Source organism: Acidimicrobiales bacterium (assembly GCA_034521975.1).
GTDB lineage: Bacteria > Actinomycetota > Acidimicrobiia > Acidimicrobiales > SKKL01 > SKKL01.
This window is the reverse complement of the sequence record JAXHLR010000006.1, coordinates 14,487-40,588: the sequence shown is the minus strand read 5'-3', so window position 1 is coordinate 40,588 and position 26,102 is coordinate 14,487. Positions and strand designations below refer to the sequence as shown.

General features: G+C 68.7%; 23 protein-coding genes. 12 read left to right on the top strand and 11 right to left on the bottom strand.

Features of this window, described 5'->3' with window-relative positions; all coding sequences use genetic code 11:
* Nucleotides 1-29 precede the first annotated feature (29 nt).
* On the bottom strand, nucleotides 30-620 hold the full coding sequence (locus U5K29_09490; protein MDZ7678774.1) for a phosphatase PAP2 family protein: 591 nt from the start codon (nucleotides 618-620) through the stop codon (nucleotides 30-32).
* A complete protein-coding gene (locus U5K29_09485; protein ID MDZ7678773.1) occupies nucleotides 617-1,474 on the bottom strand; it encodes an alpha/beta hydrolase in 858 nt (285 codons plus the stop codon). Before U5K29_09485 ends, U5K29_09490 begins: the two co-directional genes overlap by 4 nt.
* Before the next feature lie 57 nt (nucleotides 1,475-1,531).
* Here U5K29_09485 and U5K29_09480 point away from each other — a divergent pair, with 57 nt between their 5' ends.
* Both U5K29_09480 and U5K29_09475 read left to right on the top strand, forming a co-directional pair.
* Nucleotides 1,532-2,710, top strand: a complete 1,179-nt coding sequence (locus U5K29_09480) for an acyl-CoA dehydrogenase family protein (protein ID MDZ7678772.1) — start codon at nucleotides 1,532-1,534, stop codon at nucleotides 2,708-2,710.
* Nucleotides 2,707-2,907 carry a hypothetical protein gene (locus tag U5K29_09475; GenBank protein ID MDZ7678771.1) on the top strand — a complete coding sequence of 67 codons (201 nt, stop codon included), beginning with the start codon at nucleotides 2,707-2,709 and terminating at the stop codon, nucleotides 2,905-2,907. Before U5K29_09480 ends, U5K29_09475 begins: the two co-directional genes overlap by 4 nt.
* Nucleotides 2,908-2,938: 31 nt before the next feature.
* On the opposite strand, the gene U5K29_09470 is transcribed toward U5K29_09475, so the two are convergent.
* From U5K29_09470 to U5K29_09460, 3 genes are all read right to left on the bottom strand, one after another.
* The gene (locus U5K29_09470; protein MDZ7678770.1) at nucleotides 2,939-3,376 is read right to left on the bottom strand and encodes a hypothetical protein; all 438 of its coding nucleotides are present in this window, start codon (nucleotides 3,374-3,376) and stop codon (nucleotides 2,939-2,941) included.
* Nucleotides 3,377-3,545: 169 nt separating this feature from the next.
* A complete protein-coding gene (locus tag U5K29_09465) occupies nucleotides 3,546-4,775 on the bottom strand; it encodes a geranylgeranyl reductase family protein (GenBank protein MDZ7678769.1) in 1,230 nt (409 codons plus the stop codon).
* On the bottom strand, nucleotides 4,772-6,586 hold the full coding sequence (locus U5K29_09460; protein MDZ7678768.1) for a VanW family protein: 1,815 nt from the start codon (nucleotides 6,584-6,586) through the stop codon (nucleotides 4,772-4,774). Before U5K29_09460 ends, U5K29_09465 begins: the two co-directional genes overlap by 4 nt.
* Nucleotides 6,587-6,750: 164 nt before the next feature.
* On the opposite strand from U5K29_09460, the gene U5K29_09455 reads away from it, so the two are divergent.
* The 5 genes from U5K29_09455 (at nucleotide 6,751) to U5K29_09435 (ending at nucleotide 11,826) form a co-directional block, all read left to right on the top strand.
* Nucleotides 6,751-7,680 (top strand): SDR family oxidoreductase, encoded by a 930-nt coding sequence (locus U5K29_09455; GenBank protein MDZ7678767.1) that lies wholly within the window; start codon nucleotides 6,751-6,753, stop codon nucleotides 7,678-7,680.
* A 26-nt stretch (nucleotides 7,681-7,706) separates the two neighbouring features.
* Nucleotides 7,707-8,561, top strand: coding sequence for a MaoC/PaaZ C-terminal domain-containing protein (locus U5K29_09450; protein ID MDZ7678766.1), 855 nt, complete (start codon nucleotides 7,707-7,709; stop codon nucleotides 8,559-8,561).
* Nucleotides 8,562-8,663: 102 nt separating this feature from the next.
* A complete protein-coding gene (locus U5K29_09445) occupies nucleotides 8,664-9,941 on the top strand; it encodes a glycine betaine/L-proline ABC transporter ATP-binding protein (protein MDZ7678765.1) in 1,278 nt (425 codons plus the stop codon).
* Nucleotides 9,934-10,791 (top strand): proline/glycine betaine ABC transporter permease, encoded by an 858-nt coding sequence (locus U5K29_09440; GenBank protein ID MDZ7678764.1) that lies wholly within the window; start codon nucleotides 9,934-9,936, stop codon nucleotides 10,789-10,791. Before U5K29_09445 ends, U5K29_09440 begins: the two co-directional genes overlap by 8 nt.
* A gap of 69 nt (nucleotides 10,792-10,860) precedes the next feature.
* On the top strand, nucleotides 10,861-11,826 hold the full coding sequence (locus U5K29_09435) for a glycine betaine ABC transporter substrate-binding protein (protein ID MDZ7678763.1): 966 nt from the start codon (nucleotides 10,861-10,863) through the stop codon (nucleotides 11,824-11,826).
* Nucleotides 11,827-11,917: 91 nt separating this feature from the next.
* On the opposite strand, the gene nucS is transcribed toward U5K29_09435, so the two are convergent.
* The 5 genes from nucS to U5K29_09410 form a co-directional block, all read right to left on the bottom strand.
* Nucleotides 11,918-12,577, bottom strand: a complete 660-nt coding sequence (nucS, locus tag U5K29_09430) for an endonuclease NucS (GenBank protein MDZ7678762.1) — start codon at nucleotides 12,575-12,577, stop codon at nucleotides 11,918-11,920.
* Between the two features lie 2 nt (nucleotides 12,578-12,579).
* Nucleotides 12,580-14,187, bottom strand: a complete 1,608-nt coding sequence (locus U5K29_09425) for an AarF/UbiB family protein (GenBank protein MDZ7678761.1) — start codon at nucleotides 14,185-14,187, stop codon at nucleotides 12,580-12,582.
* Nucleotides 14,184-15,008 (bottom strand): 3'(2'),5'-bisphosphate nucleotidase CysQ, encoded by an 825-nt coding sequence (locus tag U5K29_09420; protein ID MDZ7678760.1) that lies wholly within the window; start codon nucleotides 15,006-15,008, stop codon nucleotides 14,184-14,186. Before U5K29_09420 ends, U5K29_09425 begins: the two co-directional genes overlap by 4 nt.
* The gene (ettA, locus tag U5K29_09415; protein MDZ7678759.1) at nucleotides 15,005-16,684 is read right to left on the bottom strand and encodes an energy-dependent translational throttle protein EttA; all 1,680 of its coding nucleotides are present in this window, start codon (nucleotides 16,682-16,684) and stop codon (nucleotides 15,005-15,007) included. Before ettA ends, U5K29_09420 begins: the two co-directional genes overlap by 4 nt.
* 107 nt (nucleotides 16,685-16,791) lie before the next feature.
* Entirely contained in the window at nucleotides 16,792-18,189 is a 1,398-nt protein-coding gene (locus U5K29_09410) for a S1 RNA-binding domain-containing protein (protein ID MDZ7678758.1), read from the bottom strand.
* A gap of 77 nt (nucleotides 18,190-18,266) precedes the next feature.
* On the opposite strand from U5K29_09410, the gene U5K29_09405 reads away from it, so the two are divergent.
* Nucleotides 18,267-18,917: an HAD-IA family hydrolase gene (locus tag U5K29_09405; protein ID MDZ7678757.1), complete on the top strand. Its 651-nt coding sequence runs from the start codon at nucleotides 18,267-18,269 to the stop codon at nucleotides 18,915-18,917.
* A gap of 3 nt (nucleotides 18,918-18,920) precedes the next feature.
* On the opposite strand, the gene U5K29_09400 is transcribed toward U5K29_09405, so the two are convergent.
* Nucleotides 18,921-22,553 (bottom strand): multifunctional oxoglutarate decarboxylase/oxoglutarate dehydrogenase thiamine pyrophosphate-binding subunit/dihydrolipoyllysine-residue succinyltransferase subunit, encoded by a 3,633-nt coding sequence (locus U5K29_09400; protein MDZ7678756.1) that lies wholly within the window; start codon nucleotides 22,551-22,553, stop codon nucleotides 18,921-18,923.
* A 97-nt stretch (nucleotides 22,554-22,650) separates the two neighbouring features.
* Here U5K29_09400 and U5K29_09395 point away from each other — a divergent pair, with 97 nt between their 5' ends.
* From U5K29_09395 to aztB, 4 genes are all read left to right on the top strand, one after another.
* A complete protein-coding gene (locus tag U5K29_09395) occupies nucleotides 22,651-23,448 on the top strand; it encodes an exodeoxyribonuclease III (protein MDZ7678755.1) in 798 nt (265 codons plus the stop codon).
* A gap of 112 nt (nucleotides 23,449-23,560) precedes the next feature.
* Nucleotides 23,561-24,184, top strand: coding sequence for a PaaI family thioesterase (locus U5K29_09390; GenBank protein ID MDZ7678754.1), 624 nt, complete (start codon nucleotides 23,561-23,563; stop codon nucleotides 24,182-24,184).
* 33 nt (nucleotides 24,185-24,217) lie between these two features.
* Complete coding sequence (locus U5K29_09385; protein MDZ7678753.1) at nucleotides 24,218-25,186, top strand: metal ABC transporter substrate-binding protein; 969 nt, start codon at nucleotides 24,218-24,220, stop codon at nucleotides 25,184-25,186.
* Nucleotides 25,187-25,224: 38 nt separating this feature from the next.
* Complete coding sequence (aztB, locus tag U5K29_09380; GenBank protein ID MDZ7678752.1) at nucleotides 25,225-26,082, top strand: zinc ABC transporter permease AztB; 858 nt, start codon at nucleotides 25,225-25,227, stop codon at nucleotides 26,080-26,082.
* Nucleotides 26,083-26,102 lie beyond the last annotated feature (20 nt).

Here is a 26,102-nt window from a genome sequence, read left to right as displayed (position 1 = left end):
TCCCTCGCGGGCAGACCGCGCCGGCAGGCTCAGGTTCGATCGAGCGGCGCGAGCCGACGTACGACGGCCCCGAGGGCGAGTCCCACCACGGCTCCGCCGATCACGTCGGAGGCGTGGTGGATGCGCACGTGGATCCGGCTGGAGGCCACCACCGCCGCGAGCAGGTACCAGGCACCACCGAAGCGGGTGCGGTCGGCCAGCAGGTGCGCGGCCATGAAGGCAGACGACGCGTGCCCGCTCGGGAAGCTGCTCGTCACCGGGATCCGAAGGTTGTGTGGGCGGTCCTCGCCGTGCGCCGGCCGGGCACGCCGGAAGCACGACTTGATGAGCCCGTTGACCAGCGCCGATTCCGCGCCGAGCGCCGCGGAGAGGCGCACCGCCCGGAACCAGCCGTCGCGGTGGTCGGCGAGCCCTTGTGCCACCCCCATCAGGTGCCAGATCAGGCTCCAGTCGCCGACCGCCGACGCGGAGTAGAACCCGCGGTCGACCATCGCGTTGCCACGGACCACCTCGAAGATGTGGTCGATCTCGGCGTCGAGTCGGCCCATGGCATGGCCGACCCCTGGCATGGCAGCGGCGACCGAGGGGGCGACCTCGTCGTGCTGGATCGAGCTGCTCATCGTTCGAGGGCGGTGCGGATCTCGTCCGCGATCAGGCCCGGCGCCTGCAGCGGTCCGAAGTGGCCGAGCTCGGGGTGGGCGCGGAAGGTGCCCCGCTGAAGCTGGTCGGCGATGCCGGGGGCGATCACGGCCGGAAGCCCCTCCTCGGCCGCTCCCGCGGCGACGGTGACCGGGCAGCGCACCCGGTCGAGGTGGTCGAAGGCGTCGTGGGTGCCCGAGCTGGCATACACCTGCGATTCGTCGGCCCGCCGGCACTTGAGTCGCACCGTGCCGTCGTCGAGGTCGGCGAACCCGTGGTCGACATAGGCCCGCAGCGCTTCTGGGGTGAGGGCGTCGAGCGGCGGCTTCGAGCGGTAGTTGGCATAGGCATCGTCCTTCGACGCAAAGACCTCGCGCCGCTTCAGCGCGCCCAGGGCCAGCGGGTTGGCCTCGACCGCACCGGTGTCGGCTCGGCGCTCGGGGTCGAGCACGATCGGCTCGAAGAGGTAGAGACCGCTGAAGGTCCCGGGTGCACGCAGCTCGGCCAGCAGGAGCGCGGCGCCACCCTTGGAATGGCCGACGCCGTAGAGCGGCCGGGGATCGTCGAGGTGGGCCACCGCTGCTTGGACGTCGTCGGCGAATCCCGACCACAGGAACGACCCGTGGTCGGGGACCGAGCTGTCACCGTGGCCGCGGAAGTCGATGGAGACGCAGCGGTGGGTGTCGACCAGGTCGGCGATGACCGGCGACCAGACCAGGCCGTGGAACCCGGTGGCGTGGGCGAAGAGGATCGTCGGACCGTGACCCCCGAAGTCGTGCACGGCCAGCTCGACCCCATCGGTGGAGCGAACCATCGTCGTCGCTGGGCTGGGCATCGCATCATCCTGCCATCTTGACCTGTGACCACACCCAGTCCGGGTACTGTCCGGTTGATGGACTTCGAGCTGCCCGGTGACGATGATCCGCGCCGAGCCGCGGTGAGGGCGTGGGTGCGTGACCATCCTCGGCCCAGCGGCCGCGACCTCGCCGAGGCCGGCCTGGTCGCTCCTCACTGGCCCAGGCCCTACGGGCTCGACGCCGACCCCGTCCACCAGCTCGTCATCGACGAGGAGCTCGCTGCAGCCGGGGTGTCCCGACCGTCGAACCCGATCGGCATCGGCTGGGCGGGACCGACGTTGCTGCACGCGGGCACCCCCGAGCAGCAGGACCGGTTCCTGCCACCACTGCTGGCGGGCGAGGAGATCTGGTGCCAGCTCTTCAGCGAGCCGGAGGCGGGCTCGGATCTGGCCAACCTGGGCACCAGGGCCGAGCGCGACGGCGACACCTGGATCGTCAACGGCCAGAAGATCTGGACCTCGCTCGCCCACCAGGCCGCCTACGGGATCCTCATCGCCCGCACCGATCCCGAGGCCCCCAAGCACCGAGGGATCTCCTACTTCATCTGCCCCATGGACCTGCCCGGCATCGAGATCCGCCCGATCATCGAGATGACCGGCGCACACACCTTCAACGAGGTGTTCTTCACCGATGTGCGTCTGCCGACCGACAGTCTCGTCGGCGACGAGCACGACGGGTGGACCCTCGCCAAGGTCACCCTCGGCAACGAACGTGTGTCGTTGTCGAGCGGTGGCGCGCTGTGGGGACGTGGGCCCGACGCGGTCGACCTTCTCGATCTGGTCCGGAACGCGGGGGGAGCCTCGGACCCGTTGGTGCGACAGGCGCTCGCCCGGCTCCACACCGAGCACGAGATCCTGCGCCTGATCCGTCTGCGGACCGTGTCGGCCCGGATCCGTGGCGAACAGCCCGGTCCCGAGGCCTCGATCCGCAAGATCCTGGCCGACGAGCACGGCCAGCGGATCATGGAGGCGGCCAAGGATCTCGCCGGTGCCGGTGGCATGCTCGCCGACCGGGGACCGCTCGGCACCGACCCCGCCCTGTGGCACTACGGCTACCTCTTCGCACCCGCGCTGACCGTCGGAGGTGGCACGGGGGAGGTCCAACGCAACATCATTGGTGAGCGCGTCCTCGGGCTGCCCCACGATCTCGACGCCGAGACCGGGATGGGATGGGCCGAGCGTCGCCGCACCGACCGAACCAAGGAGCTCCGTTGACCGACACCGCAGAAGTCGCCCCGTTGCGCCGCCGCCAGAAGGTGCGGGCAGCCTTCGATCTGCCCGGGGTGCCCGCGGGGACCCCGGGAAAGGTGGCGCTGGTCAACGGGTTCGGCCCGTGGATCCGCTACCGCGTCATCTTCGACAACGGGGTCGATCGCGGCAACGTGCTGCGAGAGGAGCTCGAGCCGCGCTGAGCGGCGCCGGCGGTCAGCGACCGTCCCGGGGTCAGACCCGGGCCATCGCGGCTTCGGCTTCCTCGACGAAGCGGTGGACCAGCTCTCCGGCGGGCACGAGCTCATCGATCGCTCCTGCGCCCTGACCCGCGGGCCAGAACTCCTTGTCGGGGTCGACCTCGGCGGTGTCGTCGCTGCCGAGGTGGTTGGCGCCGTCTTCGACCGAGCGCAGGACCTGGGCGGGGAACGGTTGGAGCTGGTCGGGGTGCTCCTCCCAGTACTGGGTGTAGGTGTTGCGCACCACCCGGCAGGTCTTGCCGGTGTAGCCGCGGGAGATGACGGTGCCGTCGTCGGGGAGCGTGAGGAGCGCGTCCTTGTAGCCGCTGGTGGCCCGAGCCGGTCGACTCCGAACGGCTTGTCGGTGGCGGTGCGCACGGCGGCGATCTCGTCGACCATCTCGTCGTGTCCCATGGTCGACGCGCCCATGCACCCGAGCCCGCCTGCCTCCGATACGGCGGCGACGAGTTGGTGGTAGGAGACGCCGCCCATCCCGGCCAGCATGACGGGGTGGTCGATCTGGAGGGCCTCGGTCAGACGTGTTCGGAACATCGGCCGATGGTACCGACCGGACCATGCGGTGACCGTACCGAGCCGAGGTTTCAGCGCTGTGTCGTGGCGGTGAACGCCGGTGGTCCGCTGAGCACGCCACGGTGCCACCGCCGAGGAGTGAGCGCGATGCCCCGCGGTGAGTCCTCGAACAGCCACCGGCCGACGTTGCGCCTCGTCCAAGGGGTGCTGCCCACCAGCCGGATGGAGGCCTCCGCGAGTGGTTCGACCGCCATCAGCTTGGACAGGGCGGCGGCCATCTGGTGGTCGGGCGCGAGCTCGTCGAGCACCGATGTCGAGTACGCCCTGGTCACCGGGGAGGGGTCGGCGGCGTCGATCCTGTCGGCGAGCGCCTCGGCCGCGAGCCGTCCGCTGAGCAGCGCCTGGCCGATGCCCTCCCCGGTGAAGAGGTCGGTCGCCCTGGCGGCGTCGCCGACGAAGAGTGTCCGTCCCGCGGTCAGTCGGGTGGTGGTGATCCGGGCGGGGATGGGCCAGGCCCGGTGGTGGCCCTCGGCCACGGCACGGGGCCCGAGCACGGATCGGATCGCGGGGCGCTGGAGGAGGTCGGGCCAGAGTCGGGCGAGGGCTCGGCCGTCGAGGCGCGTCCCCCGGAGCACCCCGAACCCCACGTTGGCGCGGCCGTCGCCCAGCGGGAACGACCAGGCGTAGCCGGGCAGCAGATCGGGTTCGAACCACACGTGGAGCTCGGCGTCGTCGTTCGTGGTTCGGGAGAAGTACTGGCGGAACGCGTGCCACTCGCCCCGGTACCGGGGTTCGGCCACGCCGAGCGCTCGGCGGAGCGGCGACCAGATGCCGTCGGCTCCGACCACCCAGCGGGCCTGCAGTGGCGGTGTCGCATCGGTGCGCACCTCGACGTGGTGGCGGTGCATGCTCGCGCCCCGCAGACCGACTTGCTGGTGCACGGTCACGCCCCGGTGGGTGGCCAGTTCGATCAGGGCCGCGTCGAGGTCGATTCGCCGGGCGATGGCCGCGAACTGACCGGGACCTGGTGGCAGGGGCAGCGTGACGGTGTTGGCTCGGGGCGAGTGCAGGTGGGCACGTTCGACCACGGTCCAGGAGTCGACGCGATCGGGAGTCAGTCCCAACCGCTCGAGCTCGCGCAGGGCAAGGGTGGTGAGCCCGTCGCCACAGGTCTTGTCGCGCGGGAACGCCGCCTTGTCGATCACCACCACGTCGAGGCCACGGTCGGCCAGCCCGATCGCGGCCGCCGTCCCGGCCGGGCCCCCACCGACGACGATCGCGTCGTGGAGGCGGTCGCTCACCCGGGCTCCAACGTCGTGCTGGTGGTGGAGCTGGTGGTGGAGCTGGTCGATCCCGGGGCGGTGGTGGTCGTGGTGCTCGGCTCGGGCGTGGTGGTCGTGGTGGTCGTGGTGGTCGTGGTGGTCGTGGTCGTGGTGGTCGTGGTGGGCACCGTCGACTCGCCGGCGCAGTTGATGCCCTCCTCGGGGCGGTAGCGGGCGGTGACGTGGTCGACCTCGGTCCGGCCGTCGTCGTAGGTCCGGGTGCGCTCGGTCCGCACCAGCGTGCAGGCGCCCGACGCCGACTCGGTCTGGCCGGTCTGTTCGGCCTCGACGTGGCGCGTGGAGTAGAGGGTGACGGTGATGCTGGTGTCGGTGTAGGTGGGCCAGATCAACACGCCGTAGGGCGACGTGTTGCGGATCTGCAGGTCGGGCGCCGGATAGGACAGCGTGGCCTCCCGCCCGTACGGGTAGCGCGAGAAGTAGATCGAGTGCGCCTGGTACTCGCCGAAGTCGAGCCCGGCGAAGAAGGCCGCGTTGAACAAGGTGGTGGTGAACTGCGAGACGCCGCCACCGAGCTGATCGACGAGGATGCCGTTGGTGATCCCACCCGCTGGGAGGTAGCCCTTCTCGGCGGTTCGTCGTCCGACGTGCTCGTTCATCGAGAGGGTCTCGCCCGGTTCGAGGACCACGCCGCGGACCGCGTCGGCGATCAGGTGGATGTTCACCACCCGGTTCTGGCAACAGGAGTGGGTGGTGGTGAACGACGCCACCTCCTCGACGATCCCGAGCGATTCGGCCCACTCGCGGCCGCGTTCGGGAGCTGCGGTCCGAAGCGGGAGCTGGACGGCGCGTGCCCCCGAGCGCAGTGCCAGGAGAATCAGCTCGGGACTGTCCTCGTCACAGCACGCGGTGCGGTCGGCCCCCGGAAGGATCACGGGCCGCCCGTCCTCGACCACGAAGCTCACATCCGTGCCGGTACTGCCCGCTTCGGCGAACTGCTCCTGGAGGTGGTCCATGACCCGGTCGTGGTCGAGATCCCAGTCGGCCTCGTCCTCCTCGATGGTCAGCTCCAGCCACGAGCGCAGGGTGGCGACGTCGACGGTTCCGGTGGTCTCGCCGACGGTCAGCTCGAGCGGAGCAGCGGTCGCGGCCTCGGCGGCGGCAGCGACCTCCTCGACGACGTCGTCGGTGATGGGCGGATCGACCTCGACCAGCTCGGGCGTGACCTGCAGAGGGACCCCGCCCGACTCCGCTGCGGACAGCAACGCCTGGGCGAAGCGGTCCGGGTCGATCCCCGCGCCGGCCTGTCCCGGCTCGATCCGCACGCCGGCGGCGTCGGCGTCGAGGGACGGGAGCGTCCACTCGGACACCCCCGGAAGGTCGAGATCGACGAGCGCGTCGTTCAGGACGGCGTGGTCGATGGCGTAGCGGGGTTCGACGTCGCGGGTGCCGAAGAAGCTCGCGATCCAGTTGATGGGCCGCACCAGCAGCGGCGATTCGTTCGCCGATTCGACTGCCCGCGCAGAGGCGCCGACATCGAAGGTCAGGCCGAGGTCTGCGGCGGTGGTGGTCGCCGCTCCGTGGCCAGCGTCGATCTCCACCGGGGTGTCGCCATATCCGTTCGCCAACCCCTCGACCTCGTCGTCGACGGCGTCGATCGGCGTGCCCGACATCGACGTGCCGGCGAAGCCGATGTTGCGGCCGATGTGCGCGCCGGCGAAGGAACCGTCGACGAAGGAGCCGACCAGCATCAGGACGTAGAGGCCCAGCACGGCTCCGCCGAGGATCAGCATCGCCGCTGGGCCGCGCGGGATCGAACGAAGGCGCGGCATCGTCACCATCATCGCAGCATCCGAGCCGTCCTCCACCTCGCGTGGGTGTCCGGTCGTGCTGGAATGGGTGCCGCAGGGCGCTGTCTGGCATCATCCGGTCAGTTCCGCCCCATCGGGGGTGGCCAGAGCGAGTCGATCAACCCGAGCCAGGAGAGAGTCACACGATGAGCGGAATCCTCGAAGGGCGCGTCGCCATCATCACCGGAGCCGGGCGCGGCATCGGTCGCGAGCACGCGCTGATGATGTCCGGTCAGGGGGCCAAGATCGTCGTCAACGACATCGGCGCCGAGATGGATGGCACCGGCGGTGGCACCGGACCTGCGGGGGAGGTGGTCGAGGAGATCCGTGGCATGGGCGGTGAGGCCGTGGTCAACGGCGACGACGTCAGCAGCTGGGAAGGCGCCCAGAACATGGTGAACCAGGCGGTCGAGACCTTCGGCGACCTCCACGTGGTGGTCAACAACGCGGGGATCCTGCGCGACCGCATGCTCACCAACATGACCGAGGAAGAGTGGGATGCGGTCATCAAGGTGCACCTGAAGGGCACCTTCGCCCCGTCGCGCTGGGCGGCCGCCTACTGGCGCGAGCAGTCCAAGGCCGGCAACGAGGTCGACGGACGCATCATCAACACCGCCTCGCCGTCTGGCATCTACGGCAACGTCGGCCAGACCAACTACGGAGCGGCCAAGGCCGGCATCGCCAGCTTCACCACGATCGCCGCGCTCGAGCTGGCCCGCTACGGCGTGACTGCCAACGCCATCGCTCCCACCGCGCTCACCCGCATGACCGAGAACCTCGGCATGGGCCAGCTCCCGGAGGAAGCAAAGGAGCAGATGGCGCCGCACTGGATCTCGCCCATCGTCACCTGGCTGGCCAGCCCCGAGGCCAAGAACGTCACCGGCCGCGTCTTCGACGTGAGCGGTCGGTACCTGGGCATCGCCGAGGGCTGGCATCGCGGGCCTGTGGCCGAGCCGGTCGACGATCCGACCAAGCTCGGTCCGGTCGTCGCCGAGCTGATGGCCAACGCCCGACTGAACGCCGACATGAGCGGCGAAGACGCCGAAGGCCCCGGACGGCCCGGCACGACCATCTAATCGGTAGCACGATCCAAGGGGGGAACATGGCCATCAATCCCGATGCGGTGGGCGCCAAGGGCGAGCCCGGCCGGCGGCGTTGGACGAGCAAGGACGCACTGCTCTACGCGGTGAGCGTCGGTGCGGGCAGCATCGATCCCGTGGGCTTCGAGCTGGAGTTCACCACCGAGAACACCCGTGGGGTCGACCAACGGGCGTTGCCGACCATGGCGGTGGTGCTCGGCGCGGGCGGCGGTGCGATGGCCAACGTCGGTAGCTTCAACCCGGCCATGCTCGTGCACGGTGAACAGGCCATCACCCTGCACCGGGAGCTCCCGGTCGACGGCGAGCTCGAGTCCCAGAGCGAGATCGTCGGCATCTACGACAAGGGCAAGGGCGCGGTGATCGCCACCGAGTCGAACTCCACCCTGGTCGAGACGGGCGAGCCGCTGTTCAGCACCCGTTCGTCGGTGTTCATCTCCGGCGAGGGTGGCTTCGGTGGCGAACGCGGTCCGTCGGGGCCCACCAACGTGGCACCCGAGCGCGAGCCCGACCACGAGGTCACCTACTCGACCCGACCCGACCAGGCGCTCACCTACCGGCTCAACGGCGACCGCAACCCGTTGCACTCCGACAAGTCGTTCTCCGACGTCGCCGGCTTCCCCAAGCCCATCCTGCACGGCTTGTGCACCTACGGCTTCACCGGCAGGGCGCTGCTGCACCACCTGTGCGACTCCGATCCCGCCCGCTTCAAGCACATGGAGGGGCGTTTCGCCTCCCCGGTGCTGCCGGGAGATGATCTCACCGTGCGCATGTGGCGGACCGGTGACGGCGAGGCCGTGTTCACCACCTCGGTGGGCGACAAGGTGGTGCTGTCGAGCGGGCTGTGCCGGTTCGATTGAGAACGAGAGTCATCTCCAACGGTTTGTGATCGACCCGCTGGTCGTCCAGACTCGTAGGAACGCGCGGGTGGTCGGCTCCGGCCGCACCCCCATGGGAGGACCGTGAGCGAACTCGAACTGAACAACGTCTACAAGATCTTTGGTGGCAACACCGATCAGGCCCTGAAGCTGCTCGACGAGGGATACCCCAGGTACGAGGTCGAGAAGGAGACCGGGTCGGTCGCCGCGGTGATCGACGCGACCCTCCAGATCGAACGTGGCGAGCTGTTCGTCGTCATGGGGTTGTCGGGGTCGGGGAAGTCGACCCTGGTCCGCATGATCAACCTGTTGTTCCAACCAACCGCTGGGCAGGTGGTCGTCAGCGGCAGGGACATCACCGACCTCCCAGCTCGTGAGCTGCGAAAGATCCGGGCCGAGCAGATCAGCATGGTGTTCCAGCACTTCGCCCTCATGCCCCACCGCACCGTGCTCGACAACGCGGCGTGGGGGCTCGAGACCCAGAAGGTGCCGCCCGACGAGCGGCGCGAGCGTGCCCGCGAGTCGCTGCAGGTCGTCGGGCTCGGCGACCGCGTCGACGCCTATCCGGGTCAGCTCTCGGGCGGCATGAAGCAGCGGGTTGGTCTTGCTCGGGCGTTGGCCACCGATGCTCCCATCCTGTTGATGGACGAGGCGTTCAGCGCCCTCGATCCGCTCATCCGCCGCGAGATGCAGGATCAGATCCTCGATCTGCAGGCGACGTTGGCCAAGACCGTCGTGTTCATCACCCACGACCTCAACGAGGCGATGCGCATCGGCGATCGCATCGCCGTGATGAAGGACGGTCGCATGGTGCAGATCGGCACCGCCGAGAACATCCTCCAGGATCCCGCCAACGACTACGTCGCCTCGTTCGTCCAAGACGTCGACCGTTCACGGGTGCTCACCGCCTCCAGCGTCATGGAGGACCCGGTGGCCACACTCGGCCCCCACGAAGGGCCGCGAGCGGCCATGCGGATCATGCGTGAGCACCAGGTGTCGGGCCTCTATGTGGTCGGACCCCACCGCAGGCTGTGGGGTTCGGTCCGCGACGACGCCGTCACCGAGGCGGCACGGCGCGACGTCGCCATCGAGAAGGTGCTCACCACCGACGTCCCCTCGGTGGGCCCCGACGCCGCCCTGTTCGAGATCCTCGCCCCCGCTGCCGAGAGCGCGCTGCCGCTCGCCGTGGTCGATGACGACGGCCGGCTCCTCGGGGTCATCCCCCGGGTGACGCTGCTGGCAGCCCTCTCCGGCGAGTCCGACCTCGACCTCGACGAATCGCTCGACGATCTGTCCCCGAACTTCGGGGACGGGCCTGATGCCGGTGGCTCCGGCGAACCGCAGGAGGCCGCCGGTGCCTGAGCTGCCCCGCACTCCGGTCGGTGACCGTGTCGACAACATCGTCGACTGGTTGACCGACAACGTCAACTGGCTGTTCGACTTCATCAGCGAGGTCCTGCAGTTCTTCATCGACGCCCTCGAGGACCTGCTCACCTGGCCCGATCCGCTCGTGCTCATCGTGATCTTCGCGCTGTTCGCGTGGTGGATCCGCAGCGCGATGTTCGGGCTCTTCACGCTGCTCGCCATGGCCCTGGTCGAGAGCATGCGCCTGTGGGAGGCCTCGATGTCCTCGCTGTCACTGGTGCTGGTGGCCAGTCTGGTGGCCATCGTCATCGGTGTCCCGCTCGGCATCACCACCTCGCGCAGCACGGTGGTGAGCACGATCGTCCGCCCCATGCTCGACTTCATGCAGACGATGCCGGCGTTCGTCTACTTGGTGCCGGCCATCGTGTTCTTCGGCATCGGCCAGGTGCCGGGCGTGGTCGCCACCGTGGTGTTCTCGATGCCCCCCGCGGTGCGTTTCACCGAGCTCGGCATCCGCCAGGTGGACGAGGAGGTGGTCGAGGCCGGACACGCGTTCGGTTCCGCTCCCTCGCAGATCCTCACCAAGATCCAGCTGCCGCTCGCCCTGCCCACGATCATGGCGGGGATCAACCAGGTCATCATGCTCGCGTTGTCTATGGTCGTCATCTCGGGCATGGTGGGAGCAGGTGGCGTCGGAGCCGTGGTGTTCCGAGGTATCACTCGCCTCGACGTCGGACTCGGCGTCGAGGGTGGTCTGGCCGTGGTGATCCTTGCGATCTTCCTCGACCGGATCACCGCCGCGATCGGTGACCGTGCGTCGCAGTTCCGCGATCGTTCGGCCGCCTGAAGGTCAATACCCCAACAGCACAGCAATACCCAACAGCACAGCCATACCCCCAACAGCAAGGAAGACTTCATGTTCCAACATCGACGTAACCGCTTGATGCGGATCTTGGCGTTGGTCGCCGCACTGGCGATCTTCGCCGGCGCATGTGGCAACGACGACAGCGACGACGACACCGGTGCCGGTGACGGTGACGACACGACCACCACCGCGGCCGACGACGGCAACGGCGACATGGCTGCACCCGAGTGCGACTCGGTGTCGATCGGCTGGATCCCCTGGGACGAAGACGTCGCTGTCACCTTCCTGTGGCAGGCGCTGCTGGAAGGGCAGGGTGTCGATGTCGAGCTCACCCAGCTCGATGTGGCGCCGGTGTACGCCGGTGTCGCCGAGGGCGACCTCGACCTGTTCCTCGATGCGTGGCTGCCCGCCACCCACTCCGACTACTGGGACGAGTTCGGTGATCAGCTCGAGAGCCTGTCCATCTGGTACGACCAGGGCACGCTCGAGCTCGCTGTTCCCGACTACGTCGAGATCGACTCCATCGCCGACCTCGCCGGTCAGGCCGACACCTTCGACGGCCAGATCATCGGCATCGAGCCGGGTGCCGGCCTCATGCGGGTGACCGCCGAGGAAGCCATTCCCACCTACGGTCTCGACGACTACACCCTCGTCGAGGGCGGGACCCCGGCCATGCTGGCCGAGCTCGAGCGGGCCGTCGGTAGCGAGGAGCCCATCGTGGTCACGCTGTGGCACCCGCACTGGGCCTACGCCGCCTACCCGCTCAAGGATCTCGAGGATCCCGAGGGCGCAATGGGCGAGGCCGAGGAGCTGCACGCCGTCGCTCGTGCCGACTTCTCGAGCGAGTGCCCCACCATCGCCGGCTGGCTCTCGAACTTCGAGATGGACGGCGATTCGCTCTCGTCGCTCACCGACCTGGTGATCAACGAGTACGACACCGGTGAGGAAGCAGACGCCGTCGAGGAGTGGCTCTCCGACGACGCCAACCGGTCGTTGGTCGACGGCTGGATGAGCTGAACCAAGCTCACCGCAACATCAGCAGTTGACCGAGGGGCACCCGCGAGGGTGCCCCTCGGCGCGTTCGGGACCATGGCGGGCCGGGCGTGGGTCAGAACAGGCGCAGGTGGGGGGACTCGACGCCCCGGAGCTCGTCGTAGTCGACCTCGACGCAGTCGATGTCGCGGGTGGCGGCCAGGGTGCGGGCCTGGGGCTTGATCGCCTGGGCCACGAACACCCCTCGGACCTCGCCGTGGGAGGGATCGCCCCTGAGCTGATCGAGGTAGCGGGTGAGCTGTTCCACACCGTCGATCTCACCGCGGCGCTTCACCTCGACGGCGACGAGGCGCCCCGACGCGTCGCGACACAGCAGGTCGACCGGGCCGATGTCGGTGGGGTACTCGCGCCGGATGAGCGACAGCCCGTCGCGGATTGCGTCGGGGTTCGCCGCCAGGAGCTCCTGGAGGTGGGCCTCGACGCCGTCCTTGGTGAGGCCGGGATCGGTCCCGAGCTCGTGGCTCGTGTCGGAGATGATCTCGTCGATGGTGATGACCAGCGCCTCGCCCTTGGGGTTGGTGACCCGCCACTCGTGGTCGCTCTCGACGAGCTGGTTGGGAGCGGTCATCCAGTTGAGGGGCTTGTAGGCGCCGCCGTCGGCATGGATCGCGACGCAACCGTCGGCCTTCACCATGATGAGGCGCGTCGCCAGGGGGAGATGGGCGCGGAGGCGGCCCTCGTACTGCACCGAGCACCGGGCGACGACGAGCCGCACGACTAGCGGGCCTCGGCTCCGCGCCGACGGAAGCGCTCGCGGATGAGCTCTCGGCGCTCTTGCAGGTCGCGGTAGGTCATGGTGGAGACCTCGTCTGGATCGACACCGAAGCCGGCCTTGACCCCTGAGAGATCGAGGTCGACGTTGCGGGGATCGATCCCGACGTCGCGGGCGATGGTGTCACCGTGGGTGCTGGCGAAGTACATGGCGATGTGGGTGATCTCGGCGAACAGGTCGAGGTCGGGCGCGAGGCGGGCGATCGCGCCGTCGAGGAACACCAGGTTCTTGACGAACAGCATCAGCTCCTTGGGCATCCTCGCCCCGTAGACCACCAACGACTTCACCACGCCCTGGATCTCGGTGATCAGCTCGTCGGGAGTCAGGGTGGTGGGGTCGATGGGCGCCCGGTCGAGGCCCAGGTCGGCGATGACGGCCTCGAGGTCGGTGTCGGGTGGGAGCGCGCCGAGGTCACGCAATGCCGCCACCTGGCCGGTGACGTTGTTGGTCATCGCGGTGAGCAGTAGCCGAAGGAACGCCTGGCGTCGCCGGTCGTCCATGCGAGCGGTGATGCCGAAGTCGAGCAGGGCGGTGCGGCCGTCGGGGAGGATGAACAGGTTGCCCCCGTGCAGGTCTCCGTGGAAGAGACCGTGCAGCATGCACCCCTCCATGAACCCGATCATTCCCGTACGGACGATGGCCTCGGTGTCGATCCCCGCGTCGCGCATGCCGGCGACGTCGTCGAACGCGAACCCGTCGAGGCGCTCCATGACCAGTACCCGCCGGGTCACCAGCGTGGGGTGGGGCCGGGGGATCACGTAGCCACGCTGTCCGAGCTGAGCAAAGGACTGGGCGACTTCGAGCATGTTCTCGGCCTCGAGCCGGAAGTCGAGCTCTTCGGCGATGGTCTGGGCGAACAGCTCGACCAGCGCTGGGGGGTTCGCGAGCGCGGTGACGGGGATGCGCCCCACGAGGAACGGGGCGATCCACGCCATCACCTCGATGTCGCGCTGCACCAGGTTCTGCACCTGTGGGCGTTGGACCTTGACCACGACCGCCTCACCGGAGCGAAGCCGCGCCGCGTGAACCTGGGCGATGGACGCGGAGGCCAGCGGCTCGGGGTCGAACTCGGAGAACACCTCTTCGAGCGGCCGGCCGAGATCGGCCTCGACCACGGATCGTACGGTGGAGAAGCGCTCGGGCCGGACCTGGTCGCGGCACTTCTTGAACTCCGACACCAGCTCGTCGGGGAACAGGCCCTCGCCGCCGGAGATGATCTGCGCGAGCTTGATGAAGGTGGGTCCCAGGGCTTCGATCGCCAGGCGCATCCGCCGGGACAGCCCCGCCCGGGAGATCGAGCGATCACCCGACCTGCGTTCGAACCGGTGCCACCCCACCAGGGCATATCCGAATCGCCCGACGACCAGGGACAGGCGGCCGCCCGGGGGGAGTCGGCCAGGAGTGAGCAGCGCGGGGAGCTGGCGGCGGGTGAGGTCCCGGATCGTGGCGACGACGGGTCGCCACGACAGCTGCTCGGGGTCGACGATCCAGGGGGCGTGATCGGAGAACGCCCCGATCTCGAGGTCGGCCGGCCCGCCAGGTGACTCGCTCACCGCCACAGGTGTGTTTCCTCGTCCTCGATCCGGCTGCCGATCCGATGGCGGACCAGGTCGATCACGGTGGAGGCGTACTCGGGACGGCAGATCAACAGGTCGGGCAACCAGGGGTCTGGCCGGTTGTACCTCAGTGGGCTTCCGTCGATCCTCGAGACGTGGAGCCCGGCCGCGGCCGCCACTGCCACCGGTGCGCATGAGTCCCACTCGTACTGGCCGCCGGCGTGGGCATAGATGTCGGCCTCGCCGAGCACCACGGCCATGGCCTTGGCTCCGGCCGATCCGAGCGGGACGAGATCGCCACCGAGGGCGTCGGCGATCTCGTAGCTGATCGCGGCAGGCCGGCTGCGGCTGACCACCAGCTTGGGGGCTTCACCGCTCGGCGGAGGCCAGGCTGGTGGCGGCCGGGTGCCGAGGGTGATCCCGACTCCGGGGAGCGCGACGGCCCCGGCGATCGGCTGATGATCCTCGACCAGGGCCACGTGCACCGCCCAGTCGGTGCGGGGGTACTCGCCGTACTCGCGGGTGCCGTCGAGGGGATCGACGATCCAGGCGCGGTTCTCGTGCATCGCGTAGGGGTGGTCGCGTCCCTCCTCGGAGAGCACCGCATCGTCGGGCCGGAGCTCGTCGAGCGTGGCGATGATGAGGTCGTGGGCCTGACGGTCGCCCTCGTCGCCGAGCGCCCGGCTGGAGGCGCCGCGGTCGACCAGGTCGTCGCGGAGCGCCAGCAGGAGGTCGCCGGCGGCGCGGGCGACCGCGATCGCGACCTCGTGGTCGTCGAGCTCGTCGCCATCGCCGAGCGCGGGTATGGGCTGGTTCAACTTCGCACCAACGGCTTGTACTTGATGCGGTGGGGCTGGTCGGCGTCGGCGCCGAGCTCCTTGTGGCGAAACGCCTCGTACTCGCTGAAGTTGCCTTCGAACCACCGGACCTGCGAGTCGCCTTCGAAGGCGAGCACGTGGGTGGCGATGCGGTCGAGGAACCAGCGGTCGTGGCTGATGATGACCGCACACCCGGGAAACGCCTCGAGTCCATCCTCGAGCGAGCGAAGGGTGTCGACGTCGAGATCGTTGGTGGGCTCGTCCAGCAGCAACACGTTGCCGCCGGTCGTGAGCACCTTGGCCAGATGCACGCGGTTGCGTTCACCGCCGGAGAGCTCACCGACCTTCTTCTGCTGATCGGGTCCCTTGAAGTTGAACCCCGCGACATAGGCCCGACCGTTGACCTCGCGGCCGCCCACGACCATCGTGTCGGCGCCGTCGGTGATCTCCTCGTAGATGGTGCGCCCGGGGTCGAGCACCTCTCGTGATTGGTCGACGTAGGCGAACTGGACCGTGGGGCCGACGCGGAGCTGGCCGCCGTCGGGCTCCTCCTGACCGGTGATCATGCGGAACAGGGTGGTCTTGCCCGCTCCGTTGGGTCCGATGACACCGACGATGCCCGCGCGGGGGAGGTTGAACGAGAGGTCCTCGATCAGAAGCTTGTCGCCGTAGCCCTTGGTGAGGTGGTCGGCTTCGATCACCACGTCACCGAGACGATCGCCCGCGGGGATGGTGATCGAGAGCTTGTCGGGTCGATCGGTTCCGGACTGGGCCTCGGCGAGGAGCGACTCGTAGGCGCTCAGGCGAGCTTTGCCCTTCGCCTGACGAGCCTTGGGGGCCATGCGCACCCATTCGAGCTCGCGGGTGAGGGTTCGTTGTCGCGCCGACTCGGTCTTCTCCTCCTGGGCGAGGCGTGCCTGCTTCTGTTCGAGCCAGGAGCTGTAGTTCCCCTCGAACGGGTAGCCCCGCCCGCGGTCGAGTTCGAGGATCCAACCGGCCACGTTGTCGAGGAAGTACCGGTCGTGGGTGACCGCGACGACGGTTCCCGAGTAGTCGGCGAGGAAGCGTTCGAGCCACGCCACCGATTCGGCGTCGAGGTGGTTGGTGGGTTCGTCGAGCAGCAACAGGTCGGGGTGGGAGAGCAGGAGTCGACACAGCGCCACCCGGCGCCGTTCGCCACCCGAGAGCGTGGACACGTCGGCGTCGGCGAGCGGCAGCCGGAGCGCGTCCATGGCGATCTCGACGGTGCGCGATAGGTCCCAGGCGTTGGCCGCTTCGATCTTGGTCTCGAGGTCGGCTTGTTCGGCACCGAGCTTGTCGTAGTCGGCGTCGGGGTCTGCCCACCCGGCGAGCACCTCGTCGTAGCGGGTCAGCAGCGCCGCGGTCTCGCCGACACCGTCCATCACGTTGGCGTGCACGTCCTTGGTCGGGTCGAGCTCGGGCTCCTGTGGCAGGTGGCCGACGCTGAACCCCTTGGTGAGGACCGCCTCGCCGGTGAAGCCGTCGTCGATCCCGGCCATGATCCGGAGCAGCGACGACTTGCCGGATCCGTTCGCTCCGATGACACCGATCTTGGCGCCGGGGTAGAACGCGAGCGTGATGTCGGACAGGACGGTGCGGTCCGGCGGGTAGTGCCGCGAGACCTTGCGCATGGTGTAGATGAACTGGGCGCTCATGGCAGTCGACACTACCGGGCGCTTGGTCCAACGCCGGTCCCCGGCTCACCACCCGGACGCGACGGTGCCCCCGGCAGCGGACCGCCGGGGGCACCGTCGAAGCGGGCTCAGCGCCTTCTGGCGGGGGCCTTCTTCTTGGCCGGCGCCTTCTTCTTGGCCGGCGCCTTCTTCTTGGCCGGTGCCTTCTTCTTGGCCGGTGCCTTCTTCTTGGCGGGCGCCTTCTTCTTGGCGGGCGCCTTCTTCTTGGCAGGCGCCTTCTTCTTGGCAGGCGCCTTCTTCTTGGCAGGCGCCTTCTTCTTGGCAGGCGCCTTCTTGGCTGGCGCCTTCTTGGCGGGCGCCTTCTTCTTGGTCGGAGTCTTCTTGGCTGGCGCCTTCTTCTTCGCGGGCGCCTTCTTCTTGGCTGATGCCTTCTTGGTTGCCACTGGTGTGGTTCTCCTTGTCCGGGTTCGGGTGCCCGCCGGCACGTTCGACGCGCGGTGGTCTCCGTGTTGCTCGGGTACTGCGTTGGCGTCGAGTGCGCCAGCCTTGCCCTCCGCCGCCTCGGCGAGTCCCGAATCGGGGAGTGCAAGATCGATGCCGCGTCGCGGCGTGTCGAAGGATTGGACCACGAACCGACGCGACTCGCCAAGGGTCAAGACATCGCGAGCACGTCGTGGTGGTGGTTCCGACATCGCCTTCAGCGGGATGTAGCACTGCGCGTCGTCGACGTTGACGTACGCGCCGTGCGACGAGAAGCGTTCGACCGTTCCCTTCACCTCACTACCGATCGGATGCGAGGCGACGAAGTTGATGAAGGTCATCGGGGGGTTGAGCGGTTCGATCTTGTTCCCGCGCGGCTTCGACCCGCCGGAACCCTTTCCCGCTCGGACCGGGGCATCGGTCGCTTTCGTGTCGCGGGACGCGTTCGAGGAGCGGCTGGGGGTCTTCGACTTGGAGGGACGGGTGGACTCGGCCTGAGCCTTCTCCTTCGGTCCGTCGCCGCTGGCCTTCTTGGTTCGACGGGCCGGCTGCTTGGTCTTGGCCTCGCTCGGAGCTGGCTTGGCGCTGGTGGACTTGCCCTCGCGGGTGGCGCGTCGACTCGTCGGCCCCCGCACCGGAGTTCGTGGCAGGAAGATCCATCCGACGTGCTCGACCGGCTTGCCGCCGATCAGCCGACCCTCGTCGAACAGCCACGAGTAGGTGCCGTGGAACTCCTGGAACGAGTCGTTGGAGAGCACGGTGGCACCGGCCTTGTCGGCGATCTGCAGGACGAAGGCATCGCCCCGACCGACTGCGCCCGCCGGCGGTGAGACGATCTCGCCTGCCAGGACCGCGTCTTCGTACTGGGCACGCTCGGACTTGTCGATGCGGTGTCCGAACGTGGCATCGACCACGACGGTGACCACATCGTGTGGGTGCTCGGCAAGGAAGGCCCGCACCGCCTCGTCGAGCTGACGGAGGCTGGGCAGGCTGCGACCCTCGGTCGCGATGTTGGAGCCGTCGACCACGACGTGTTTCGATGCCATCTCGATCACACAGTCAAGCAGGGTCGTGGACGCCGTGAGCGGACCCTACCGAGATCGCGCGCGCGTAGGATCGCTCGATGGTTCGTGCCGCGCTCTTCGACTTCGGTGGTGTCATCCTCTCGAGCCCCTTCGAGGCCTTCGCTCGCTACGAGCATGCCAACGGGTTGCCCGAAGGTCTGATCCGCCGGCTGAACGCGACCAACCCCGACGACAACGCGTGGGCCAAGCTCGAGCGCAGCGAGGTCGGCCTCGCAGGGTTCGCCGACCTCTTCGAGGCCGAGGCGCGCGCGATCGGCCATGAGGTCGATGGCCGAGCGGTCATCGACTTGCTCGGCGGCGAGGTGCGGCCGGCGATGGTCGACGCGCTGCGACGGTGCAGCGAGCGTCTGTCCACCGCCATGCTCACGAACAACTTCGTGAGCGGCATGGGCGACGACGACGTCGAGGCGGATCCCACGGGCCGTCGGGCACAGATCGCGCAGATCATGGATCTGTTCGACGTCATCGTCGAGTCGAGCAAGGTGGGGGTGCGCAAGCCCGATCCCCGCTTCTACGAGATCGCCTGCGAGCAACTCGGCATCGAGCCGTCGGAGGCGGTGTTCCTCGACGATCTCGGCGTCAACCTCAAACCTGCCCGGGCCATGGGGATGACCACCATCAAGGTCGTCGACCCCGACGACGCCATCGCCGAGCTGGAGACGGTCGTGGGGTTCTCGCTGCGGGGCTGAGCGCTATGTGCCGTCGAGGTCGGCGACCGCGGCGGCGAGGATGAGGTCCTGTTCCTGGGCGTGGATCGTGGCGGATCCGGTGGCGGGGCTGCCCGACTCGCGGCGGCTCACGCGACGGATGGAGTGGGTGTCCTGGTGGGCCTCGTAGAGCCGACCCTTCACGAAGTTCCACGCTCCCATGTTCTCGGGCTCCTCCTGGAGCCACACGATCTCGTCGGCGTTGGGGTAGCGCGCCAGCACGTCGGCCACCGGGTCGCGAGGCCACGGGTAGAGCTGTTCGACGCGGACGACCGCGGCGGGAGCGCCGACCTCGTCGCGCCGGGCGCGAGCCTCGTGGGCCACCTTGCCGCTGCACATCACCACCCGGCGGATCGATGCGGGATCGTCGACCTCGTCGTCGATGACCTCGCGGAAGTGCCCGGCGGTGAGCTCGTCGATGCTGGAGCGGGCGACCTTGGCTCGCAGCAGCGACTTGGGGGTGAACACCACCAGGGGCTTGCGCACCTCGCGGGCGACCTGACGCCGCAGCACGTGGAAGTACTGCGCCGCGGTGGAGGCGTTCGCGATCTGGATGTTGTCGTCGGCGGCCAGGATGAGAAACCGTTCGATGCGGGCCGACGAGTGCTCGGGGCCCTGACCCTCGTACCCGTGCGGCAACAGGAGCACCAGGCCCGAGGTCTGGTTCCACTTGTCCTCGGCGGAGACCATGAACTGGTCGATGATGATCTGGCCACCGTTCATGAAGTCGCCGAACTGGGCCTCCCAGCACACCAGCGGGTCCTTGTTCGCCACCGAGTATCCGTACTCGAACCCGAGCGCGGCGTACTCGCTCAGCAGCGAGTCGTAGATCCACAACCGGGTCGGTCCGGTGGCCAGCGTCTCGAGGGGCACGAACTCCTCGGCGGTCTCGGAATCGACCAGCGTCGAGTGCCGTTGCGAGAAGGTGCCGCGCCGCGAGTCCTGGCCGGTGAGCCGGACCGAGGTCCCTTCGTCGAGCAGTGAGCCCAGGGCCATGGCCTCGGCCAGTGCCCAGTCGACTTCGCCGTCGCGGAACATCTTGTCGCGGGTCTCGAACTGCCGTTCCAGCTTGGGATGGAGGGTGAACCCGTCGGGCAGGTTCGTGAGCGCGTCGTAGATCCGGTCGATGACCGAGCGGTCGACCCCGGTCTCGACCGCGGGGAGCATCCCGACCGGTTCGGGCCGGCTACGGATCACCTCGTCGGGGGTGGGCGCGCTCTGCCGGGTCTCGTCGAGCGCTTCCTGCAGGCGGGCCTGGTAGTCCTCGAGCGCCTGCTCGGCCTCGTCGATGGTGATGTCGCCCCGCTTGACCAGCGCCTCGGTGTAGAGCTTGCGCACCGAGCGGCGCGACTCGATCTTGTCGTACATCCTCGGCTGGGTGTAGCTGGGATCGTCACCCTCGTTGTGACCGTGGCGGCGGTAGCAGACCATGTCGATGACGACGTCCTTGTTGAACCGCTGCCGGTAGAGGAACGCCAGTCGGGCCACCCGCACGCAGGCCTCGGGGTCGTCGCCGTTGACGTGGAAGATGGGGGCCTGGACCATCTTGGCGATGTCGGTGGGGTACTCCGAGGATCGGGCGGCGTCGGGGGGAGTGGTGAACCCCAGCTGGTTGTTGACGATGACGTGGATGGTCCCGCCCACCCGGTAGCCCTGGATGAGCGACAGGTTGAGCGTCTCGGCGACCACGCCCTGGCCGGCGAAGGCGGCGTCGCCGTGGATGAGGACGGGCAACACGGGGTAGTCGCCCTGGTCGTCGATCTGGTCCATCCTGGCCCTGGCCATGCCCACCACGACGGGGTCGACCGCTTCGAGGTGCGAGGGGTTGGCCGCCAGCTCGACCGGGATCTCGTTGCCGGTGCGGCTCACGAACGTGCCGGACTGCCCGAGGTGGTACTTGACGTCGCCGGAGCCCTGGGTGGATTCGGGATCGACGTTGCCCTCGAACTCCTTGAAGATCTGGTCATAGGACTTGCCGACGATGTTGGCCAGCACGTTGAGCCGTCCGCGATGGGCCATGCCGAGCACCGCCGAGGACATGTTGCGGTCGGCGGCCTCGCCGAGCACGGCGTCGAGCAGCGGGATGGTGCTCTCGGCGCCTTCGATCCCGAAGCGCTTCTGGCCGACGTACTTGGTGGAGAGGAACTTCTCGAACGCCTCGGCCGCGTTGAGCCGGCCGAGGACGTGGCGCTGCTCGTCGGCTGGCACCTCGACGCGCACACCCTCGACCTGCTCCTGGATCCAGCGCTTCTCGGCGGGCTCCTGGATGTGCATGTACTCGATGCCGACCGTGCGGCAGTAGGCGTCGCGCAGCACGCCGAGCGCGTCTCCGAGGCGCATCTTGGAGCGACCGCCGACGGGCGCGTAGATGCCGGCGCCGCTGCCGGTGAGGAACTCGCGATCGAGGTCCCAGATGGTGAGCCCGTAGGTGGCGGGGTCGAGCTCGCTGTGCATCGTGGGTTCTTCCGATGACAGCGGGTCGAGATCGGCGATGAGATGCCCCCTCACCCGGTACATGTTGATGAGGGTGTTGACCGCGATCTGCTTCTCGAACCGGGCGTGCTCGTGGTTCATCGGGTTGACGTCGGTGCGCCACTGGACCGCTTCGTAGGGGACGCCGAGCGAACGGAAGACGTCGGTGTAGAAGTGGTCGGCTCCGAGCAGCAGCTCGTGCACGCGCTTGAGGAACAGGCCGGACTCGGCGCCCTGGATGATGCGGTGGTCGTAGGTGGAGGTGAGCGTGATGACCTTGGAGATTCCCAGATCGGCGAGGGTCTGGGGATCGGCGGCCTCGTAGGCGGTGGGGTAGTCGATGGTGCCGACCCCCACGATCAGACCCTGGCCGGGCATGAGGCGGGGCACCGACTGGACGGTGCCGATGGTGCCCGGGTTGGTGAGGCTGACCGTCGTGCCGCTGAAGTCGTCGGGGCTGAGCTTGTTGGTGCGGACCTTGCGGATCAGGTCCTCGTAGGCGGTGTGGAACCCGGCGAAGTCGAGGGTGTCGGCGTCGGTGATGCAGGGCACCAGCAGGGTGCGCGACCCGTCGGACTTCTCGAGGTCGACGGCGATACCGAGCCCGATGTGGTCGTGGTGCTCGACGTAGGGCTTTCCGTCGGCACCGGTGTGGAAGGTGGAGTTCATCGCCGGCACGGTCTCGGCGATGGCTCGGACCACCGCGTAGCCGATGAGGTGGGTGAAGGAGACCTTCCCGCCGCGAGTTCGGGCGAGGTAGCCGTTGACGACCTGGCGGTTGACCTCCAGGAGCTTGGCGGGCACCTCGCGGAAGCTGGTGGCGGTGGGAACCGCCAGGCTGGCCTCCATGTTCTCCACGATCCGAGCGCCGGCCCCCCGGATCGGGTCACCGGGCGGGGTGTCGTCGGTGGCCGGGGCGGGCTTCTCGGTTGGGGTCGCATCGGCCTTGGGCGCCGGTTCGGCGGGTGCCGGGTGCTGGGGCGTGTGGGTGGCGCCACCCGGTGCTTCGGGTCGATAGTCGGTGAAGAACTCGCGCCAGGCCGGGCTCACCGCGTCGGGGTTGGCGAGGTACTGCTCGTACATCTCGTCGACCAACCACGCGTTGGGCCCGAGCCGCGACGCCGATGAGGAGGTGTCGTCAGCCACGCTTCGATACTACCGGCGGGTGTGGGCCTCCCCCGAGAGGTGGTTGCTGGTCCCCCGAGACGTGCCGGTGGCTGAACCGGCTCGGTAGGGTCGGGCCGTGAGGATCGCCACCTGGAACGTCAACTCGCTGAAGGCCCGCATGCCCCGTGTCGAGGAGTGGCTCACCGAGGTCGAGCCCGAGATCGTGTGCCTCCAGGAGACCAAGCTGGCCGACACCGCCTTCCCCGCCATGGCCTTCGAGTCGCTCGGCTACGAGTCGGTGCACCACGGCGATGGCCGCTGGAACGGCGTCGCCATCCTGAGCCGGCTGGGGATCGCCGATGCGGTGGCCGGGTTCTGCGAGGGGATCGAGCCGGACCCCGACACCCGCCTGGTGTCTGCCACCTGCGGTCCGGTGCGGGTCACGAGCGTGTACGTGCCCAACGGTCGAGCGCCCGACGACCCGCACTACCGGTACAAGCTCTCCTGGCTCGACCGCCTGCGGGACCATCTCGACCGGACCTGTTCACCCGACGACCTGGTTGCGGTGTGCGGCGACTTCAACATCGCACCCGAGGACATCGACGTGTGGGACCGGGCCGCGTTCGAGGGGTCGACGCATGTGACCGAGCCCGAACGGGAGGCGTTGGCCTCGATCCGTGACTGGGGACTGGTCGACGTGTTCCGCGAGCGCTACCCCGATGTCGAGGGCCTGTACTCCTACTGGGACTACACCGCCGGCCGGTTCCACAAGCGTCAGGGCATGCGCATCGACTACGTCCTGGCCACCTCGGCGCTGGCCGAGCGGTCGACCCTGGACGTGGTGGATCGCAACGCCCGCAAGGGGACCAAGCCGTCGGATCACGCACCGGTCATCGCCGAGTTCGACCTCGCAGGTGGTGACGACGGTGCCTGAGTCTTCCCCTTCGGCTGAGGGCACGGGCGAGGGCACGGACGAGGGTGCGGCTGAGTTCGGGTCGGCATCAGGGTGGGCGGCGGGGTTCATCCGCGGGGAGGAGACGGTCGAGTTGACGCCCTACCGGCGCGAGAAGCGCCGGGTCGGCACGGCGATGCGGCGGGTCATCGAGGTCTTGGCTGCGGTCGATGCCCCGGTCGAGCGGCTGGCCGAGGTCGGGTCCGAGCTCGAGGAGATCGCGGCGTCGCTCGAGGGCCTGCCCGATGCCGAGCAGGTCGGCTATGCCGAGGCCGCAACCGCTCCCGGCGTCGACAGCTTCATGGACCGCAGCCCCGTGCTCGGCCAGGCCAACCCCATCGCCCCACCCCTCCACATCGAGTTCGGCGATGGCATCATCCGGGCGACGGCGACGTTCGGTTCGGCCTACGAGGGGCCTCCCGGTTGTGTGCACGGTGGATGGATCGCGGCCTCCTTCGACGAGGTGCTCGGTGCGGCCCAGTCGCTCGGGGGCTCGGGCGGGATGACTGCATATCTGAAGGTCGACTACCGCAACCCGACCCCGCTGCACGAGCCGCTGAGGTTCGAGGGCGAGCTCTTTCGCACCGAGGGCCGCAAGATCTTCACCGTCGGCCGCCTCTACCAGGGTGAGGTCCTCACCGCGGAGGCCGAGGCACTGTTCATCACCGTCGACTTCGCCCGGTTCGCCGAGCAGTTCGGAGCGAGCCGCCCCGACTAGCAAATGAGAACCAGACTCAGTATTGTTCTCATCATGCGAAACAGACGACTCCAACTGACCGGACTCCTCGCCGCGATCGCCCTGGGCCTTCTGGCGTGTGGCGACGACTCCACCGGCGAAGCCGCTCCCCCCGCAGATGACCGCCCACTGATCGTTGCCACGACCTCGATCCTCGGTGACGTGGTGTCCACGCTGGTCGGCGACGAGGCCGAGGTCGAGGTGGTCATGCCGCTCGGCGCCGATCCACACGACTTCGAGCCCTCGGCCCAGCAGGCGGCCCGCCTGCGGGATGCCTCGCTGGTGGTCGCCAACGGCCTCGGCCTCGAGGTGGGGCTGGACAGCACCCTCGACGCGGCGATGAGCGACGGGGTGACGGTGCTCGAGGTGGGCGAGCTGATCGATCCGCTGCCCTTCACCGCCGCCGATCACGACGAGGCCGATCACGACGAGGCCGATCACGACCACGGCGCGATGGACCCGCACTTCTGGCACGACCCGATCCGGATGGCCGAGGCCGTCCCGGGCGTCGTCGACGCGATCAGCGACGCCACCGGCCTCGACCCAGCCGGGCTGGAGGAACGCGCCGATGCCCTGGTCGCCGATCTGGCGGCGGTCGACGACGAGGTGGCCACCATCCTCTCCGTGGTGCCGCCCGAGCGGCGGGTCCTGGTCACCAACCACGACAACCTCGGCTATCTGGCCGCCCGCTACGACTTCGAGGTGATCGGGGTGATCGTCCAGGGTGGTGACAGCCTGGCATCGGCCAGTCCCGGCGACATCGGCGGGCTGGTGCACCAGATCGAGGAGCAGCAGGTCCCAGCGGTCTTCGCCGAGAACGTGCTCGCTCCCACGCTGTCTGAGGCGCTGGCGGACGAGGCGGCGGGCGAGGTGGAGGTCGTGAGCCTCTACACCGACTCGCTGGGCGATCCCGGTTCGGGTGCGGAGACCTACACCGGGCTGCTGGTCACCAATGCCGAGCTCATCGCCGAGGCGCTGGGCTGATCGCCTTGGCCGCCTCGGCGAACCCGTAGGCTCCGACCGTGGAGTGGTTGACCGATCCCTTCGGCTACGAGTTCATGCAGCGGGCACTGCTCGCGGGGATCCTCGCCGTGGTGACCACCTCGGTGATCGGGACCTGGGTGGTGATCCGGGGAATGACCTTCATCGGCGACGCCCTGGCTCACGGAGTGCTCCCGGGCATCGCCCTGGCCTTCGTGTGGGGTGTCGATCTGCGTCTGGGTGCCATGGTGAGCGCCCTGGTCATGGTCGGTGGGGTCGGGTTGGTGAACCGCAGGGTCCGTCTTCCCGAGGACACCGGCATCGGTCTGTTGTTCGTTGGCATGCTGGCGCTCGGGGTCATCATCATCTCGCGCCAGCGCTCCTATGCCGGCGATCTCAGCTCGTTCCTGTTCGGTGACGTGCTCGGGGTGACCGCAGGCGATCTGCGGTTCCAGTGGGTCGCGGCGGCGGTGGTCGTGGCGGTGGTGGTGTTGAGCTATCGCCCGTTCCTCGCCTTGGCGTTCAACCCCGACAAGGCGTCGTCGTTGGGGATGCGACCACGGCTCGCCCACGCGATCATGCTGGGGCTGATCGCGGTGTCGATCGTGTCGTCGTTCCAGGCGGTCGGGGCGTTGCTCGTGTTCGGCCTGCTGGTGGCACCGCCCGCCACCGCCTCGTTGCTGGTACGCCGGGTGCCGTTGATCATGGTGGTGGGGGTGGTGGTCGGGATCGTCTCGGTCGTGGGCGGGCTGGTGGTGAGCTTCCACTACGACACCGCGGCCTCGGCCACCATGGCGTTCACCGCGGTGGCGCTCTTCTTCGTGGTGCTTGCCGGTCGTGAGGTGGTCTCGCTGGTGCGACCTCCCCGACCCGCCGGCGCCATCGCTCCGTCGCCGTGATCGGCGGCGGTCCTGGTCAG

Excerpts from the sequence above, each read along its gene's own strand:
- U5K29_09490 (MDZ7678774.1), bottom strand. The coding sequence starts at position 620 with ATGAGCAGCTCGATCCAGCACGACGAGGTCGCCCCCTCGGTCGCCGCT.
- U5K29_09485 (MDZ7678773.1), bottom strand. The coding sequence starts at position 1,474 with ATGCCCAGCCCAGCGACGACGATGGTTCGCTCCACCGATGGGGTCGAG.
- U5K29_09480 (MDZ7678772.1), top strand. The coding sequence starts at position 1,532 with ATGGACTTCGAGCTGCCCGGTGACGATGATCCGCGCCGAGCCGCGGTG.
- U5K29_09460 (MDZ7678768.1), bottom strand. The coding sequence starts at position 6,586 with ATGCCGCGCCTTCGTTCGATCCCGCGCGGCCCAGCGGCGATGCTGATC.
- U5K29_09455 (MDZ7678767.1), top strand. The coding sequence starts at position 6,751 with ATGAGCGGAATCCTCGAAGGGCGCGTCGCCATCATCACCGGAGCCGGG.
- U5K29_09450 (MDZ7678766.1), top strand. The coding sequence starts at position 7,707 with ATGGCCATCAATCCCGATGCGGTGGGCGCCAAGGGCGAGCCCGGCCGG.
- U5K29_09435 (MDZ7678763.1), top strand. The coding sequence starts at position 10,861 with ATGTTCCAACATCGACGTAACCGCTTGATGCGGATCTTGGCGTTGGTC.
- ettA (MDZ7678759.1), bottom strand. The coding sequence starts at position 16,684 with ATGAGCGCCCAGTTCATCTACACCATGCGCAAGGTCTCGCGGCACTAC.
- U5K29_09410 (MDZ7678758.1), bottom strand. The coding sequence starts at position 18,189 with ATGGCATCGAAACACGTCGTGGTCGACGGCTCCAACATCGCGACCGAG.
- U5K29_09405 (MDZ7678757.1), top strand. The coding sequence starts at position 18,267 with ATGGTTCGTGCCGCGCTCTTCGACTTCGGTGGTGTCATCCTCTCGAGC.
- U5K29_09385 (MDZ7678753.1), top strand. The coding sequence starts at position 24,218 with ATGCGAAACAGACGACTCCAACTGACCGGACTCCTCGCCGCGATCGCC.